This is a genomic window from Bacillus cereus group sp. BceL291 (assembly GCF_051776705.1).
Lineage (GTDB): Bacteria > Bacillota > Bacilli > Bacillales > Bacillaceae_G > Bacillus_A > Bacillus_A cereus.
In genome coordinates this window covers 1-16,282 of record NZ_JBPWAP010000011.1, presented here as the reverse complement: position 1 = coordinate 16,282, position 16,282 = coordinate 1, and the positions used below count along the sequence as shown (strand labels likewise).

Genomic DNA, 16,282 nt, shown 5'->3' with positions numbered 1-16,282 from the left:
TTTGAATGAATTAAAATTTACTGCTTAGTAAACTAATTGAATTTGTATTTAATTTATCTAGTAACCCCATCTTAAGTAAGTCATTGGAGTCGATTTTTGAATCTTCAGTGAATTGGGGTGGATAAAGAGTATGATTGACCGTGAATCCTTCCTGTATTAAGTGTTTTGTTGCTTTTTGTGTTGCATCTTTTCCAGCTTTGTCATTGTCAAAAAATAGATCAACTATCTCTATACCTGCTAGATGTAATTCGCGTATTTGGTTTTTAAATAATAATTTCCCGTTAATTGCAACAGCAGGAATACCTACTTGATAGTTACTCATTGCATCTATAGGAGATTCTACGATACGAACTCTTTTAATTCGATTGGCTGATGTACGTAATTGATTAATTAAATGAAGTCCAAATAAAATATCTTTTTTGTTTGGTAATCCTTCGTTGATAAATTTTGAACCGTTATAATTGCTTCCAATTTTTCGTTTTTGTAAAAAGCGAAGATCCCCGTTTCGAGTACGTTGCGGAAATACGATACATTTATTTCTGACATCTATTTTTATTTCGTAAGTATCTAAAGTCTTCATGTTTATTCCACGCTGATTAATTAAATAGGACATCGCTACATTGTAAATTCCTTGATTTTTAAATTTTTCCTCATCCAATTTTTTGAGTGTTTCTTCGGATAATGTATTTGCTTTTATACATTTTTTTCTTGTAGCTAAGATTTTTGTAATGTCTAAAGGTTTACGATTGTCTTCAAAATAGTAATTTGATAATAGGGCTTTTAATCCGTTGCCTCGTTCTAAAACAAAAGCGGTTTCAATTACACAATCTATGGTTCCTAAGTATCCACAACAGAAACAGTGTGTGTGATAGGGAGGGGTTTTAGAAATACCAAATGATGGTCTTGTTTCTGTATGATTCGGACAGCAACACATTATATAATTGCCGTTATCATTTTTCTTTGAAAATGCTGCATGGTTACTTTGATATCTAAGGGAATACTGATACTTAAAACGCAAATCATCTATTAGACTTGTTATATCAAGTGATGTATTTTCGAGAATTTCTACATTTTTTGCTTTTTGCATGTATTTTCATCTCCATTATTAAGACTAGAAGAACTGTTTTTCATACTGATTGTTTATGGTACTAATCAGTCCGGTATCAAAGTTATATCGCACAATGAAACTTTGACCACTAGCATTGCCACGATTTTTTATAACCTGTACTTTAAAGGTATTTTCATTTATTTTGATAATAGATATACCTTTGCTAGCATCTTGAAAAATTGCATAAGTTTCCCCGATATCTTCACCAGTCATCGTGCTATCATTTAGACTTTTTTTTATTCTTTTAGCGGACTCTCTGTTAGCTTGTGCTACTACATAACCTGGAATTCCTGTTCCTAAAATCATTTCACGTACTGCTGCTGATATATCAAATAATCTTTGTCTTAAATCCCCAAAATTATTATTGGAGCTATTTAAACGTACTTTGGATAATTGATCTAAAACAAAGCGAGTATGTCCTTCAGACTCAAGGACGCGTTGTATTTCAGTAACTGTATAGGGGCGACCACCATTTTTTTGAATATCATAGATGACCATATCTTTTTGCTTTTTCCTTAGTTGATCTAAAAAGAAGATATAACGGTCTTTTTGTTCAGCTGACATAGTACCACGTTGTATGCCTAAATTTGATACACCAGCCAGGACATGATCCCAATTTCGGGCAATTTCTTCGGCACGTTGTTCTAAAGCAAAGTATGCAGGGAAATCCCACTCGATATTACTATTCCAAGCGGACATTAACATAAATGAGGATATTAATGTTTTGCCCATATTAGATGGTGCGAAAACAAGAAAATAATCAGTTTCTTGCTCATCACTTACTAATCCATTAGTCACTAAATCTAATGTTTTAAAGCCTGTAGTCGCTCCTAAAATTTCATTTTCATCTCTACCATGAATTGATAAGTATTTACTCTTACGTGTATCCGCCATTCCAGTATATGAGTATCCTTTGTTGTCAATATTCGCAAGTTTTAACATATTCGTGGCATTTAATTTAATATCTAAAATAGCTTCTACAGTTTTCTTTTCAGCGACAAGGTTTGCTGCTTTTTGAAGAAAGGGCTTGAATTTTCTATGTAACCAATCTTCTTTCAGAGCATCTACTACAAATTCTGTTTTTTCTAATTCGACCATTTCAAATTCTTCAAATATATTCATTACGGTTTCTATTGTTGGAAGTTGTTTTTGTAATTTTTTAAAATTTTTAATGTAATTAAAAATATCTTTATGTATAGGGAAATGTTCTTCATCAAGGCCATTTTTATCAATTGAAGACCAATCCCTGTTTTCTAATATATGGTTTAATAGTTGTAATTCTTCAATGGATGGCATAATATAGACTCCTTTTCATCTAATCTCGACATAATAATCGATGTGATAATGGAAATAGTTGCGATTTTTTTAATAACAAAACACGGAACTTATGTTCGTTTTTAGGGCGAAAAAATAAAACGTATGTTCTTTTGTGATTCGAAATAAAACGTATGTTCTATTTTTATCGAAAAATAAAAGAACTTATGTTCGTTTTTGGGGCGTAAAAGAATAGAAGATTAAATCAGATCCCTAATGGAATAAAGCATCTTACTATCCAAAACAGATATTGCTGCTTTATTATGTTCTGATTAACTTCTTTTGTTTTACAGATATTTATATATAAGGATTTAATGCATTTCTACTCAATTCATAAGCTGAAAATTTAATCATGTAAATTAGTATACTATGGAAATATATTAATTGTAATACTATTTTTACATATTTATCATATTATTGTTAAATGGTTTGTAGAAAGAGCTCGTTGCATGACGAGCCCTCTATATAATGGGCTTCAAAATATAACTTTTTTCTTGTCTTCTATCACGACCTCCTAATTGATATACAACAGTATTAAATAACATACGAGATGTAATAATATCTCCAAGACAATTCTCTTGTTCTAATTGTTGGAGTGTAAGATTAGAAGTGAAAAATGTTGATTTTTTATTTTCCTTACGAAAATCAATCACATCATAAGTAAAATCTCTAATATAATTTGTAAATCTTCCATTTCCTATATCATCAAGTATTAGTAAGGGAACCGTCTTCATGAGTTTTACTTGTTGTAAAACTTTTTGTGTGAAATCTTCATCATTTAATTGATAAATTTGGCGTAGATCATTTGCCCATGAACCATACTTAATATAGAGTACAACCGGAGACTCAAAATTAAATAAAGAAGGATTCATTACTGATTTAAATATATATTCCATTGCAAAGGCTATAGCAGTATATGATTTACCAGTTCCTTTTTGTGGATGTATAAAAGCGAGATTATTTCCATTCTTAACAATTTCCTTAATTGAATTAAAAGTATCTATAATGTAATCTTTGTACATTTTGTTATCCGTGTCTATTATGAAATTTCTTTTATTTGCATTTTGATATTCTAAAGGAATTTGAGAAAGCTTTATAGCCTGATTAAGTAAGATATAACCGCCACACTCAGGATTTATCGTATAATCCTGTGGCAGGGGAGTAGTACCATTTCTACGTTGGCACCAATCCCTAACGACACATTGTGCACAAGTAACATAAGGTTCATTCAATATTCACACCACCCATTATGTTTATAAATTCTTTATATGATTTTGTAATTTTGAAACTGTTATATAATAGATTGATTTTTAAATATAAAATTACTAGTCAATATTTCAATATCTAATTCTTTTTTCTCTAAAACATGAAGGAATAAAGCATTTAAGTGGTTTATTGTATTTTGCTGAATCTCCATATGATGTAATGAATATTTATTTTGATTGAGAAAAGATAATATTGAATTTTTACATTTCATAATATCCTTCCAACCATATTTTTTTGCAAGTGTATCTATTACTTCCCACATCATTTCTGATACTTTTAGGAGTGGAATTTTATCACATTCTATTATGTAGTATCGATTACTTTTTCCGCGACCTGGGACCTCTTTTTTTATAAATCCTTTTTCAACTAATTCATTAATATAACGAATAATTGTATTTATTGAGCAGGAACAAGATATAGATAATCTATAAATACTTGGGAATGCGAATTCTCCTTTTTTATAAATGTAATTCAAAATGTTTGAGTAAACCAATTTTGCGTGAGTACTTAGGCCAATACAGTGAGCTACCATGCTAGGAGTGCTTATATGCCCTTTGTTGTATGAGCTATTGTATATAAATTCTCTTTCTTTTGAATTTGGCATTGTTTTATACAGTTAAAACACCTCTTTCTATTATAAGTATCGTTTTATATGCTGAAAAAGTTGAGGGGGAATTTTAAGGAAATAAAAAATAATTCTACATGCAGATAAAATATAAACTAATTTACCTATAATACTATTAAATAGATTGCAATAAACATGTAGTTTTTTAATGATGGAAAACTTTAATTTATATAAACAATTAATTTTGATATAGAAATTAATTGTTTATATTCTTGCTTAGTTTTGGGTTTGATTATAAAGAGCGATTATAAAGAGAGTATTAAAACTTGAATAGTTTAGAGGTGATTATATGAGAAGTAATTGGAAATCACATCCGATTAGTGAATTAGGGGATCAAATTGGAAAAGCTATTATGCTTACATGTAAAGAAAATGCATATATTGGTGGTTTAAAAGATATCACTGAAAAATTCATTATGATTGAAGTTGGTGAGGGGATGGTTATTGCTGTGGACCGCACTGTATTAAATGATGAATCTATAGAATTACATGTTGTGGGAGGCTAAAAAATTGTCTGACTTTGTTATAAGTGAAAATACGCGCAATAGCATTAGTACTAATAATGCTCCTAGACCAAAATTAGATCCCCGAGATCCTAATATTGGGAAAGTAGCACTGGTTAAAGAAGGGACATATAAGGGTCTAAAAGGTATAATATATCCACCTACTAAAGAATTGAAATATGATGGAGAGTTTGTAAAAGGATTTACAGGGCATTATGAAGTAGAAAAACTATATCATGTAATGTTCTTTTTTGAAGATGGTACATTTTTTTGTGCAATGGAGACAGATTTATTGGATTTAGAGGTAGAAGGGGGTATATTCATTATTGATGATGGAGATGGAACTGTTGCAAAACCCTATGGATGTGGTGAAAGATTATACACGTCGGTTCCAGAAATTTATCATGAATTACCTTTAAATAAATCAGGTTATATCATTATCAATACCTATCAAAGCAGGTGGGTAGATTCTTTTTTTAAAGTGTTTTGGATTAACGATCTTAATACACCAATTGGACAAACTCATACACGCGTGCATGGAGTAGTTTTTAATAGTCCACATGATATAATATTTTATTATGATCCCAAGTTTAACCCAAATAAAATAGTTGTTAAGAATGATTACATAGGAAATTGGTATCATAAAGTCAATTGTCTTACAGAACTTGATGGATCAATATTTAAGCCGTATACCTGTGGAACTAATATTGTTCTTAATAGTCCCATAGATATGAAAAAGTGTTTTTTTCAACTAATTGAACGTACAGGGGAAGTTGAAGTTGTATATAAATACTTGGGAGATCCTAAAAGTGAGGCTTCATTAGAAGTGTTTTGGCAGAATGAAGTGATAGGGAAAGTAAACACTATGGAAAAAATTTTTGAGGAGAAAAGCATTATCTTCAGTGTAGATGAATTAAAAATGTTTAATCCCCAGGTAAGGGTTACAGTACATGGACACTGGGAAGTGAAAGTAAAATGTCCGGTAAATAAGGGGATATTACAGTTAGGAGAACAGAATTTTTGAGTACTAGTGGTATGGCTTAGGAAGAGGAAATGACAGAAATTTCCAGGTGAATTAAAACATGCAGAATTCTACTATAAAATGGCTATGTTTTACGGTCACAATCAACAATATGTAGTAGCTCTACAATAAGTAGGTAAGGCCAAAGGTATCTTTTGTAAGCGTAACGATTATGAATTAGCTGAAGAGCGTTTAGTTTCTGCTTTGGATATATTTAAGAAAAATGAAGAGAATCATGCTTGCCTTATCGGTTGTCATAATTTAAGATTCTTATACAACAGTTAGAATTTATCAGAATTAGCAATTCGTCATATATCTGAAGTAATTGCCGAGTCCCCTAACAATTATAGAGCATTTTAATTTTGGCTTGCGAATTTGCAAAATTGGGGAGGGAAGACAAAGTATTGAATGTATTTGAAACAGGATTGGAAATTAGTAATGATTTAAAAATATAGAATATGACCATCATTTCCAAATCTTAAAAGCATACATCTAAATATTCCTGAAGAAGAGCTAGAAAAACTCATAATATCTAGGAATAAATATTACACCAAGGAAAATTTATATGAATACTTCCAAAAATATAATGGGAAATTAGCCATCAAATATTATGATGAAGATAATCATATGAAGGCATCTAGGTGCTTTTATAGTAAAGGGGCTATTGAGTTAGCTAGTAACATTAATACTAAACTATGGTATGGGTTCGTTAAAAGTTGAACTGACCCCAGAAAGTTTGACAAGTCGTTTCATTAGGCAGCTTTTAGGACATGAGTTCGATATTGTACCGGGCTCATGCCTTTTAATTTTGCCTTAATTCGTTTGTGATTATAATAATCGATATATTTTTCAAATTCTTGTTTAAAGTGTTCTATGCTTTCAAAATCTTTTAGATAAAGAAATTCAGATTTCATAATACCAAAGAAACTTTCAATAATCGCATTATCGTAACATCTTTGATACAAGTCAATAGGTTGGTCTTGAATCAATTGTATAAGCGATTATCTCTCAATTAAATAGATCTAACATCGGTGATAAGTAGAGCTTCTCGCCGCATAATTTAAATTCTGTTATGTCTGTAACTCATTTTTCGTTTGGCTTTTTAGCCTTAAAGTTACGTTCTAAAATATTTGGCGTAATCTTACCTACTTTCCCTTTATAAGAGCGATATTTTTTCATACGAACTAGGCTCTTTAAACCTAACTTTTTCACAATTCGTTGAACTTTTTTAAATAAGCATTCTCCATACGCAAACGCTCCAATTCAGCTTGTAATGCTTCTACTGACTCTTCTGTTTGTGTTTGTTTCTTAATTGATTTTTGATTGTCCTTAGTCATAGATTGACGCCCCTTTTTCTTAGATTTAAGGGCGTCTACTCCTTTTTGACGTAGCTGAATACGCCATTTTCTAATAAGTCCAGATGAAGAAATATTAAAAATAACTGCCGTTTCGTTTGGAGACGTCCCATTTTCGAACATATAATTTAGTACGCCTAGTTTATACTGTACAAAATACGTTGTATAGTCTTTTTCAAATGCTCGGATTCCATGATATTCAAATTGTTTTATACATATTCGAACCACTTCGTGATTCGTTCTCAATGATTTCGCAATATCTTTTATACTCTCACTTCCATCTTGATAATGTATTGCTGCATTCATTTTGTTTTCTGAAGTAAATTTAGTCATAAGAAAACTACACCTCCAATTGTTAGACACAGTCTAACAATTGGAGGTGTAGTTCATAAGAAGTAACCTGTTTTTATTGATATATTAAAAAATCGGCGGAGTAACAGAAAATAAGACTATCGCATTTTTCTCAAAATGATTCACCCATTTATGCTTTAAATAAGCAGGTATCTTTACACTGTCGCCAGTTTCTAATACGTATTCTTCCTCGTTTAAATATAATGTGATTTTCCCATCTAAGACAAATGCTAATTCTTCTCCTTTATGTTCTAGCACATTTTCTGATGAAGCTGTATTAGGCGGGACGGTCATAATTGCTGTTGCTAAATTTCCAGTGAAATCAGGTGAAAGCATTTCATATGATAAATTATCGATAATCATTTTCTTTCGTTTATGGGAACGTACAATTAAATCGTCTGTATTTGTATCTTCAAGTAAAAAGCTAAATGTTGGCACATCAAGAGCTTTAGCAAGCACTTTTAATGTTTGAATAGAAGGGTTAGCGGACCCACGCTCAATTTGACTTAACATAGATGGTGTAATATCGGCCATCTTTGCTAGTTCTTTACTAGTTAAACCTTTTTCTTTTCTTTGTTTTTCAATTTTTTTACCAATATCTATATTTTCCATAATGAAAATCTCCTTAAGGGTTATTAAATTATATTTAAATAAATTAAATTAAAATTAACTAAAGTTAACGATTTGTGTTAAACTATATTAAAATTAATTTAATTATAATTTATTATATGGTGAGCTACAAGGATATAAGGAGGAAACAAAATGAAAGAAATAGGGGCATTACAAGCAGAATACCCATTAGTGAATAAACTTATTGCAACAGAAGAAGTATTTTGGATAAATCCAAACATAGAAAAGTATGCAACAGCAATAAAAGATACACCATTGAATGAAGAGAATGTAAAAGATGCGGAAGAGAGATTAAAGCGTTTTGCACCATATATTGCGAAAGTTTTTCCTGAAACGAAAGGGACGAACGGCATAATCGAATCATCTTTAGTGAAAATACCTTCTATGAAAGAAGCTTTAGAGACAAATTACAAGCAACCTATTTTAGGAGAATTATTATTAAAATGTGATAGTCATCTTCCGATATCAGGATCAATTAAAGCTAGGGGCGGCATTTATGAAGTGTTGAAACATGCTGAACAACTAGCATTGCAGCATGGTATGTTAACAGAAGAAGATGATTATTCCATTTTAGATAGTGATACATGTAGAGAGTTTTTTGCCAAATATTCAATTGCGGTCGGTTCAACAGGAAATTTAGGGCTAAGCATTGGAATTATGAGTGCGAAACTAGGTTTTAACGTAACGGTTCATATGTCAGCAGATGCGAAACAATGGAAAAAAGATTTATTAAGAAGTAAAGGTGTAAACGTTATTGAGTATGAAGCTGATTATAGTAAAGCAGTAGAAGAGGGGCGTCAGCAAGCAGATGCCGATCCTAGCTGTTATTTTGTAGATGATGAAAACTCCCATGATTTATTTTTAGGATACGGAGTAGCAGCATCGCGATTACAAAAGCAATTAGAAGAGTTAGAGATTGTAGTAGATGAAAATCATCCTTTATTCGTTTACCTTCCGTGCGGAGTAGGAGGCGGACCTGGCGGCGTCGCATTTGGTTTAAAGTTATTGTATAAAGACAACGTGCACTGCTTCTTTGCGGAGCCTACGCACTCTCCATGTATGTTACTCGGTTTAATGACAGGACTTCATGATAAAATTGCTGTTCAAGATATCGGGATTGATAATGTAACAGACGCGGACGGACTAGCGGTAGGAAGACCGTCTGGATTTGTCGGTAAAACGATGGAACCATTTTTGAGTGGGAATTACACAGTAAGCGATGAAGAGTTATATAGATTGTTAAAAGAACTAGCTGACACGGAGAATATTTATTTAGAGCCTTCTGCACTAGCAGGTATGATTGGGCCAGTGAAAGTATGTAAAGAAGATGAGTATTTACAAAAGCAACAGTTAACAGAGAAGTTGAAAAAAGGTACTCATATTGTGTGGGGAACGGGTGGAAGTATGGTTCCTAAAGATGTAATGAATGAATATTATAGGAAAGGTTTGGAATTAACGATATAAGAAAAATGAGGCTAGTTGTAGCCTCATTTTTTCATGTACATAAAAATCTTTGTTATTTTCACAATAGTTCTTTATAGTATATATAAAGGATAACTAATATTGAATAAATACAACAAAAAAGCTTTATTTTACATAATAAGAGGATGTGTATACGATGTCATTACAGACTAAATATATAGCGGGTATTTCGCTTGGGGTTATGGGTGTCGGCTTTGCGGCTTCTATCCCTTTTCAAGGAACGGTAGCAGGAGAGATTATACAAGGGGGATTTGAAGCTGGATTGGTTGGCGGGCTTGCAGATTGGTTCGCGGTTACTGCTTTATTCCGTCATCCGATGGGAATACCAATTCCGCATACAGCTTTGTTACCTAAAAACCGTAAACGGGTAACGAAAGGGCTCATCAATACGTTAGAAAATGAATGGCTGACGAAAGAAAGTATTACGAATAAAGTAAAAGAGATGCAGTTAGCACAAATGGTGCTACAAATTGCAGAGAGAGAAATGCAGTCTGATGCTGTGAAAAAAGGCATTGTAACGATTGCTGAGAAGGCGATTGTTTCAATCGATACAGAAAAATTAGCGGTTATTATTGAAAAAGAATTAAAGACGTATTTACATACAATTAATACAAATAACATTTTACAAGTGCTTGTTGATCAATTAGTTGTGCAAGAATATGATGAAAAGACACTTGATTACATATTAGTGAAGGTAAAAGATTGGACAGCGCAAGATGAAGCTCGTTACCAGCTCGGTAGCTTAGGTATGAAGGCGATGGAAAATATAAAAGTAGATGGATTCTTGCAGTTTACTTTGAAATCATTTATGAATATTGTAGATGAAGATAAGATTGGCGGCATTTTGCAGAAGTTTATCATTAGTAATATTAACAGCTTACAAGAGGTTGATAATGGCACAAGACAACTTATATTAGCGAAGATTCGGCAAGAAATTATCAATGTAAAAGAAAATGAAGCGTTATTACAGGAATTAGAAAATTGGAAAGAAAAGTGGATTGCGAATTGGAATGCTACTGACAAAATAAAAGAGATGCTAGAGCAAGTACAGCAAAGAGCAGTTGCTTTTGTAAATAATGAAGAATTTGCTGATAAATATGTTATTCCATTTTTACAAAAACAAATGAATAAAATAAAAGAAGATGAACAAACTGTTCAAAAAATAGAGGAGTGGTTACAAAAACAAGTGGTAAGTCTTGTGGAGAAGAACCATTCGAAAATTGGTAAGCTTGTACAAGAAAACCTTGATAAGTTAGATGATAAAACGTTAATCGAAATGATTGAAAATAATGTCGGTAAAGATTTACAGTGGATCCGAGTGAACGGGGCGGTTTGCGGATTTATGATTGGATTAGTGTTAGAAGGAATTAAAGCGATTATATGAGAAAAACCTTCCGCAATTGCGGAAGGTTTTTTATTTTTCGAGAACACTCATATTCAAATTATAAGCTTTCTCAATATTTAACTTGTACGTCCCATTTCCAGTTTTAATCGAATTTTTATACCAATGTTCTTGGTTGTTTAATTCTGGATGTTCTTCTGAAGAAGTATTTTCGTTTTTCGTTAAGTCTTCTACTTGTTCCCAAGGTGTACTTCCATGTGTTTCTTTTTGATTCGTTACTGCTGTTAAAGATACATCACTTTCTTTTGCAAGATGGACAGACACTCTTGAGCTTTCCTGTACAAACCAATTATTTTGCAATTGACCTGGATAAAGAGATAGTTCGTTATTTGAAGCACGGATTTCCACATTTTTATTTTGCGGAAGAACAAGCGTTGGTTTCACCTGTGGTGCTGAATTAAATAACGTATGCTGAACAGGTAATGATTTTAAAGTGATATACATCGTTTCTCCAGCCGTTTGAACTGAAAGGAAATCATCTCGTTTTAAATTGAGTTTTTCATTTGCTTTCGTTGTCATTTCATAAGTTCCCAAAAGATGAATTTGATTTGTATTATTTCCCTCTATCGTTAGAGGCTGATGTCCTGCATCTACTACGATTTTTTTGATAGATTCAGGTATATCAAATTGTCCGTCTGGAATATTACTCGTTTGCCTCGTTGTGTTAATAGAATGACGAACTTCTTCTAGTAATCCAGTTGATAATAAACAGTAAAAAGCAATTCCGACACTTCCTAAAACGCCGATAAAGAAAATACTAAAAATATCATATTTAATAAAAGATTGCTCTTTTTTAGAGAATAGAAGGTATAGTAAAACTTCAGCTCCAAGTATGATGAGTAAAACTGGCCACCATGCAGTTAGTGTATCTAATACTTGAATTCCTTTTACGACTGAAAAAAGTAAAAAGCATCCTAACGATATAATAGAAAGCCCCATTGAGAATGTTCCAACACGCCATGTTCTCATTCTTTTGTACCACCTTTGTTTTCTTTATTTCCAAGTAACAATTTAAAGCCGCCGCCAATTAAGAGAAGTGCAACGATAGATGTTTGGAAATAGCGATAATATAGCTCGCTAAGATGAATGTTAAATATAGTTGCAAAGTAATCATTCAAAATAGGAAGGACTGTTTGATCTAATAAATAATAACCACCGAGTGTAATTAACCCGATACCGATCCATCTTTGATGATTGATAAAATAATCGATAATGGGTTCGTCTTGAACTCGTTCTTTTCCGTATTTTGCTGTTTGCTGTAACGCATCAAAAAAGCTATAGAACCAAATGATTGGTACTAAAAATAAAAACGCAGAAAGTCTTAATAAGTCGAGTAAATAAATAGATAGTAAGAAGGCCGCCATAAGCTGAAGACCACGGCGTTGTAAGCCTAAATACATATGACCTGCTCCAGGGAACATCGCTAAAATAGAAGCAAATGTTTTACTTTTCTTTCCCTGCTCGCGGTGCTCTTCAAAATCTTCGAAAATAGTACGGTCAATTAATTGCTCGCCACGTTCTTTTTTCTGTAGTTGCTGAACAACGTCAAAGAAATTATAAATCCATAAAACAGGTAACGTAATAAGGAAGATAAGAAAACTTTCTTGCGATGTTAAAAGTGCAACGAAAATGATCATACTTCCGATTCCTGTGCAAGCTACTAAAAATGTAAGTCCGCGTTGCATAAGTCCTAATTGGAAATGGCCAAGTCCAGGGATGATGGATAAGAGAATGATATAAAATCGTTCGCTCTCTTTAGAGGAATTTATCACTTCTCCAGCTTCTTGCTTTTTCGTTTGGTTTATAATAGTGATAACTAAATCTAGTAAGTTAATTACCCATAGAACAGCTAGTAAAAATAGAGAAAGAAAAGCAATATCACGTTCTCTTACTACTATGGTACAAAATACTGCAAAGGAGAATAGAAATAGTGATCCCCCGCTATATAAAATAAACCGTCCTAGCTTTTTTAAGTATAAATGTCCAAGCCCAGGAATTAGCCCTAATACAAGTGCTAAAAAGGGATTTTTATTCATGCTTTGAACCTCCGTCCTTTTTCGATGTGTCTACCGATTTGTTTACAATTTGTTGTGAAATAGAAGACTCGTTATGTTTTGAAGATTTCTCTAAATTTGATGTCGCTGTAAAAATATACTGAAATAAACCACTTACCATAAAAATAATTGTAGCCGCAGTCGCAATTATGTAATGAATGATCGTGCGCTTTAGTGAGGTTGTTTTTATATTTTCATTAGACTGTAGTGTTTCAAAATTAATTTGCGTCATAACTTCGTTCGTAAATGAATCATCATTTATCATTGGAAGGTTTTCATGTTGTTCATCAATACTTTCCATATAAAGTGCTAAACAATGATCACATTCATAAAGATGTTCTTCCATAGATTCACGTTCATTACTTTCTATAAAATCTAATGTATAATTGCGCCAATCTTCTTTTGAATAATGCATCATAGAAACTCTTCCTCCTTCCAATGTTTTTTAATCCATTTTCGTGCTCGATACAGTTTCATTTCGACTGTTTTTACTTCGATGTTTTCCTGTAAAGCAATTTCTTGATAGCTCTTTTCTTCTAAGTAATGTGCGAGAACAACGTCACGGTAATTTTCGGGAAGTTCTCGCAGTTTTTGAGCAATGAGTAATTTTTGCTCTTTCGTCAATAATAAAGCCTCAATATTATGAGAGGACTGTATATTTTCCTCAGCTTCTTTACATAAGGAGAGTTCTTCACTTTCTCTAGCTTTCTTTCTCTTATAATCAATAGCGTGATTGGTGGCAATACGTGCCATCCACGTTTTTAATCCGCGAAATTGATAATTTGGGAGAGAGGTGTGAATTTTTACGAATACTTCTTGTGTAACATCTTTCGAATCTTCTTCATGTCTTAAAATAGAAAAGATAACTTGAAAAATATAATGACGATATGTTTGTACAAGGATACGAAAAGCATGCTCGCTTCCTTGCTGTGCTTTTTCAATTAATTGTTTTTCCTCAATCGGTCTCTCCCTCCTTTTTGACGCATTCTATTATATAGACGTAAAGAATGATAAGTCACCCTACACATTTTGTAAAAAAAGAATAATATATTTTTCGCGGGAGAGCTAGATGAAAAAAGGTGTGAAAAAATGGTAAAGAGAAGTATATAATGAGCAAGTAGGAAATGTTACACGGAGAAAGGATGTGAATGTTAGTAGGGAAAGGTCCATACTAACAAACATGAAAATTAAAATATTAATAGCAGATGATAACTCTTTTATTAGAGAAGGCATGAAAATTATTTTAAATACATACGAAGAGTTTGAAGTAGTAGATACTGTAAATGATGGGGAAGAAGCTGTAGCGTATTGTAAAAAGCATGAAGTTGATATTGCTCTTTTAGATGTTCGTATGCCAAATATGAACGGTGTAGAGGCGACGAAGTTCATTTGTGAAGAGACGAAAACAAAACCGCTTATTTTAACGACGTTTGATGATGATGAATATATTTTGGATGCAGTAAAAAATGGAGCGAAAGGTTATTTATTAAAAAATAACGATCCGGAGCGTATTCGTGATGCGATAAAAGGGGTTTATAACGGTCAAACTGTTATGCAAGATGTTATTCTCGATAAAATTAAGTCTAATTTAATGGAAAGTAAAGAGGAAGAATGTAAAATTGATAAGAGCCTTTTCACAGAAAGGGAGCTTAGTATTATCGCATTAATTGCAAAAGGTTTCTCAAATAAAGAAATTTCGAAACAGCTTTTTATATCTGAGGGAACAATTGCAAATTATATTACGTCAGTTTTAGGGAAAACTGGACTTGAACATCGTACACAAATTGCGATTTATTACTTAACAGGGAAAGTAGATTAATGATATGGAATTTTGGTTAACTGTAAGTAAATTAATTGTCTTTTTATATATTGTGTTCAGTTATATTTACGCAAATGTAGCAAATTTACCGTGGGTTATATTTACTTTACTTATTTACCTTTCTGTAAACGTAATGATTTCTATATTTAAAAAAGATACGTATAAAAAAATATTAATCTGTATATCCATTGGCGTAGTTATGTTATTTACATGGAGGGTTCATCCATTTTTTATTTTGTTTTTATCTTTGAACTTATACGAAATTACATTCTATTACATAGAAAAGAATTGGCCAAGCTTTGTCGTTATGATGCTCCCAATTACGATTGCAGATGAAAGTATTCGAATGACTTATGGATTAATTGTTGCATTTTCTTTTCTCGTTTTAACTATTGCAGATCGGTATATATCGCGTGTAGTAAAGCTTGAATCGCAAAATGATAAGATGCGAAAAGATATGCAACGACTTACGAAAAGCTTACATGAAAATAAAGAGTACATAAGACAATCTGAATACACATTTAAGCTAGAAGAGAGAAATCGGTTATCGCAAGAAATTCATGATAAAATTGGTCACTCGATGACGGGTGCGCTTATTCAAATGGAAGCAGCAAAAAGGTTAATGGAAATAGATAAAGAAAAATCTGCGGAGTTATTACAAAATGCAATTCACATTTCAAAAGATGGAATTGAAAGTATTCGCATTACATTGAAAAATATGAAGCCACCAACTGAGCAAATTGGTATTCATCGTATGAAATTATTCATAGAGGAATTTGCCGGTAAGAATGATGTGAATATTCCTTTTGTATATAAAGGGAACTTAGATATGATTTCTCCCATTCAGTGGAAAATTATCGGTGAGAATGTTACAGAAGCACTAACAAATGCAATGAAATATGCTGATGCTACAGTTATTTCTATAGATATTCATGTGCTTAACAAGATGGTTAAGGTGCAAGTGAAGGATAACGGAAAAGGGGCAGCTCTTGTTAAAAAAGGTCTCGGTATTATGGGGATGGAGGAGCGAACAGCTTCAGTAAACGGAAAAATTATTGTAGATGGAACAAGTGGCTTTTCAGTGACGATGTTGTTGCCGATATAAGAGAATGGGACGAAGATGAACCATCTCATATGAAAAAAGTGAATATTCTCATGTGAAAAGAATGAACTTCTGCACTGAGCAGGTTCATTCTTTTTGTTTATACTAAAAGCAGAGAAACCGAAATAGGGGTGAAAATGCATGCCCATCAACTTAAGGATAGAAACTCTACGGTTTTCCATTAATTGAAATGAACAAACTTTTAAACAGTATAATCCTCTTAAAAATGAGCATACGAAATAAACCCTAAC

At 32.4% G+C, this 16,282-nt stretch carries 15 protein-coding genes and 1 pseudogene; 6 read left to right on the top strand and 10 right to left on the bottom strand.

Features of this window, described 5'->3' with window-relative positions; all coding sequences use genetic code 11:
• Positions 1-10 precede the first annotated feature (10 nt).
• From ACS2CR_RS10115 to ACS2CR_RS10100, 4 genes are all read right to left on the bottom strand, one after another.
• A complete protein-coding gene (locus tag ACS2CR_RS10115; RefSeq protein WP_053514164.1) occupies positions 11-1,087 on the bottom strand; it encodes a toprim domain-containing protein in 1,077 nt (358 codons plus the stop codon).
• A gap of 24 nt (positions 1,088-1,111) precedes the next feature.
• Positions 1,112-2,404 carry a DnaB-like helicase C-terminal domain-containing protein gene (locus tag ACS2CR_RS10110; protein ID WP_053514163.1) on the bottom strand — a complete coding sequence of 431 codons (1,293 nt, stop codon included), beginning with the start codon at positions 2,402-2,404 and terminating at the stop codon, positions 1,112-1,114.
• Positions 2,405-2,883: 479 nt separating this feature from the next.
• Positions 2,884-3,654 carry an ATP-binding protein gene (locus ACS2CR_RS10105; protein ID WP_053514162.1) on the bottom strand — a complete coding sequence of 257 codons (771 nt, stop codon included), beginning with the start codon at positions 3,652-3,654 and terminating at the stop codon, positions 2,884-2,886.
• Positions 3,655-3,713: 59 nt separating this feature from the next.
• Positions 3,714-4,292, bottom strand: coding sequence for a helix-turn-helix domain-containing protein (locus ACS2CR_RS10100; protein ID WP_001133840.1), 579 nt, complete (start codon positions 4,290-4,292; stop codon positions 3,714-3,716).
• 310 nt (positions 4,293-4,602) lie between these two features.
• On the opposite strand from ACS2CR_RS10100, the gene ACS2CR_RS10095 reads away from it, so the two are divergent.
• Together ACS2CR_RS10095 and ACS2CR_RS10090 are read left to right on the top strand one after the other, a co-directional pair.
• Positions 4,603-4,818 carry a hypothetical protein gene (locus tag ACS2CR_RS10095; protein WP_001257365.1) on the top strand — a complete coding sequence of 72 codons (216 nt, stop codon included), beginning with the start codon at positions 4,603-4,605 and terminating at the stop codon, positions 4,816-4,818.
• 4 nt (positions 4,819-4,822) lie between these two features.
• Complete coding sequence (locus ACS2CR_RS10090; RefSeq protein ID WP_153602491.1) at positions 4,823-5,839, top strand: hypothetical protein; 1,017 nt, start codon at positions 4,823-4,825, stop codon at positions 5,837-5,839.
• 749 nt (positions 5,840-6,588) lie between these two features.
• Here the strand turns inward: ACS2CR_RS10090 and ACS2CR_RS10085 are convergent.
• Both ACS2CR_RS10085 and ACS2CR_RS10080 read right to left on the bottom strand, forming a co-directional pair.
• Positions 6,589-7,524, bottom strand: a pseudogene (locus ACS2CR_RS10085) (IS3 family transposase).
• 84 nt (positions 7,525-7,608) lie between these two features.
• A complete protein-coding gene (locus ACS2CR_RS10080) occupies positions 7,609-8,154 on the bottom strand; it encodes a helix-turn-helix domain-containing protein (protein WP_000427637.1) in 546 nt (181 codons plus the stop codon).
• A 150-nt stretch (positions 8,155-8,304) separates the two neighbouring features.
• Here ACS2CR_RS10080 and ACS2CR_RS10075 point away from each other — a divergent pair, with 150 nt between their 5' ends.
• A complete protein-coding gene (locus ACS2CR_RS10075; protein WP_053514159.1) occupies positions 8,305-9,636 on the top strand; it encodes a D-serine ammonia-lyase in 1,332 nt (443 codons plus the stop codon).
• 154 nt (positions 9,637-9,790) lie between these two features.
• Positions 9,791-11,038, top strand: coding sequence for a DUF445 domain-containing protein (locus ACS2CR_RS10070; protein WP_053514158.1), 1,248 nt, complete (start codon positions 9,791-9,793; stop codon positions 11,036-11,038).
• A gap of 30 nt (positions 11,039-11,068) precedes the next feature.
• Here the strand turns inward: ACS2CR_RS10070 and exsE are convergent, their stop codons facing one another.
• From exsE to ACS2CR_RS10050, 4 genes are read right to left on the bottom strand one after another with little or no spacing between them, the layout of a single operon-like run.
• Entirely contained in the window at positions 11,069-12,025 is a 957-nt protein-coding gene (exsE, locus tag ACS2CR_RS10065) for an exosporium protein ExsE (RefSeq protein ID WP_001261427.1), read from the bottom strand.
• Positions 12,022-13,092, bottom strand: coding sequence for a hypothetical protein (locus tag ACS2CR_RS10060; RefSeq protein ID WP_001039122.1), 1,071 nt, complete (start codon positions 13,090-13,092; stop codon positions 12,022-12,024). Before ACS2CR_RS10060 ends, exsE begins: the two co-directional genes overlap by 4 nt.
• A complete protein-coding gene (locus ACS2CR_RS10055) occupies positions 13,085-13,528 on the bottom strand; it encodes a hypothetical protein (protein ID WP_000972351.1) in 444 nt (147 codons plus the stop codon). Before ACS2CR_RS10055 ends, ACS2CR_RS10060 begins: the two co-directional genes overlap by 8 nt.
• The gene (locus ACS2CR_RS10050) at positions 13,525-14,013 is read right to left on the bottom strand and encodes an RNA polymerase sigma factor (RefSeq protein WP_071686419.1); all 489 of its coding nucleotides are present in this window, start codon (positions 14,011-14,013) and stop codon (positions 13,525-13,527) included. The genes ACS2CR_RS10055 and ACS2CR_RS10050 overlap by 4 nt, the downstream gene beginning before the upstream one ends.
• Positions 14,014-14,290: 277 nt before the next feature.
• Between ACS2CR_RS10050 and ACS2CR_RS10045 the strand changes: the two genes are divergently transcribed.
• Positions 14,291-14,929 carry a response regulator transcription factor gene (locus ACS2CR_RS10045; RefSeq protein ID WP_000694092.1) on the top strand — a complete coding sequence of 213 codons (639 nt, stop codon included), beginning with the start codon at positions 14,291-14,293 and terminating at the stop codon, positions 14,927-14,929.
• Between the two features lie 4 nt (positions 14,930-14,933).
• On the top strand, positions 14,934-16,034 hold the full coding sequence (locus ACS2CR_RS10040; protein WP_053514157.1) for a sensor histidine kinase: 1,101 nt from the start codon (positions 14,934-14,936) through the stop codon (positions 16,032-16,034).
• Positions 16,035-16,282 lie beyond the last annotated feature (248 nt).

Excerpts from the sequence above, each read along its gene's own strand:
- ACS2CR_RS10045 (WP_000694092.1), top strand. The coding sequence starts at position 14,291 with ATGAAAATTAAAATATTAATAGCAGATGATAACTCTTTTATTAGAGAA.
- ACS2CR_RS10095 (WP_001257365.1), top strand. The coding sequence starts at position 4,603 with ATGAGAAGTAATTGGAAATCACATCCGATTAGTGAATTAGGGGATCAA.
- ACS2CR_RS10055 (WP_000972351.1), bottom strand. The coding sequence starts at position 13,528 with ATGATGCATTATTCAAAAGAAGATTGGCGCAATTATACATTAGATTTT.
- ACS2CR_RS10070 (WP_053514158.1), top strand. The coding sequence starts at position 9,791 with ATGTCATTACAGACTAAATATATAGCGGGTATTTCGCTTGGGGTTATG.
- ACS2CR_RS10075 (WP_053514159.1), top strand. The coding sequence starts at position 8,305 with ATGAAAGAAATAGGGGCATTACAAGCAGAATACCCATTAGTGAATAAA.
- exsE (WP_001261427.1), bottom strand. The coding sequence starts at position 12,025 with ATGAGAACATGGCGTGTTGGAACATTCTCAATGGGGCTTTCTATTATA.
- ACS2CR_RS10115 (WP_053514164.1), bottom strand. The coding sequence starts at position 1,087 with ATGCAAAAAGCAAAAAATGTAGAAATTCTCGAAAATACATCACTTGAT.
- ACS2CR_RS10040 (WP_053514157.1), top strand. The coding sequence starts at position 14,934 with ATGGAATTTTGGTTAACTGTAAGTAAATTAATTGTCTTTTTATATATT.
- ACS2CR_RS10060 (WP_001039122.1), bottom strand. The coding sequence starts at position 13,092 with ATGAATAAAAATCCCTTTTTAGCACTTGTATTAGGGCTAATTCCTGGG.
- ACS2CR_RS10100 (WP_001133840.1), bottom strand. The coding sequence starts at position 4,292 with ATGCCAAATTCAAAAGAAAGAGAATTTATATACAATAGCTCATACAAC.
- ACS2CR_RS10080 (WP_000427637.1), bottom strand. The coding sequence starts at position 8,154 with ATGGAAAATATAGATATTGGTAAAAAAATTGAAAAACAAAGAAAAGAA.
- ACS2CR_RS10110 (WP_053514163.1), bottom strand. The coding sequence starts at position 2,404 with ATGCCATCCATTGAAGAATTACAACTATTAAACCATATATTAGAAAAC.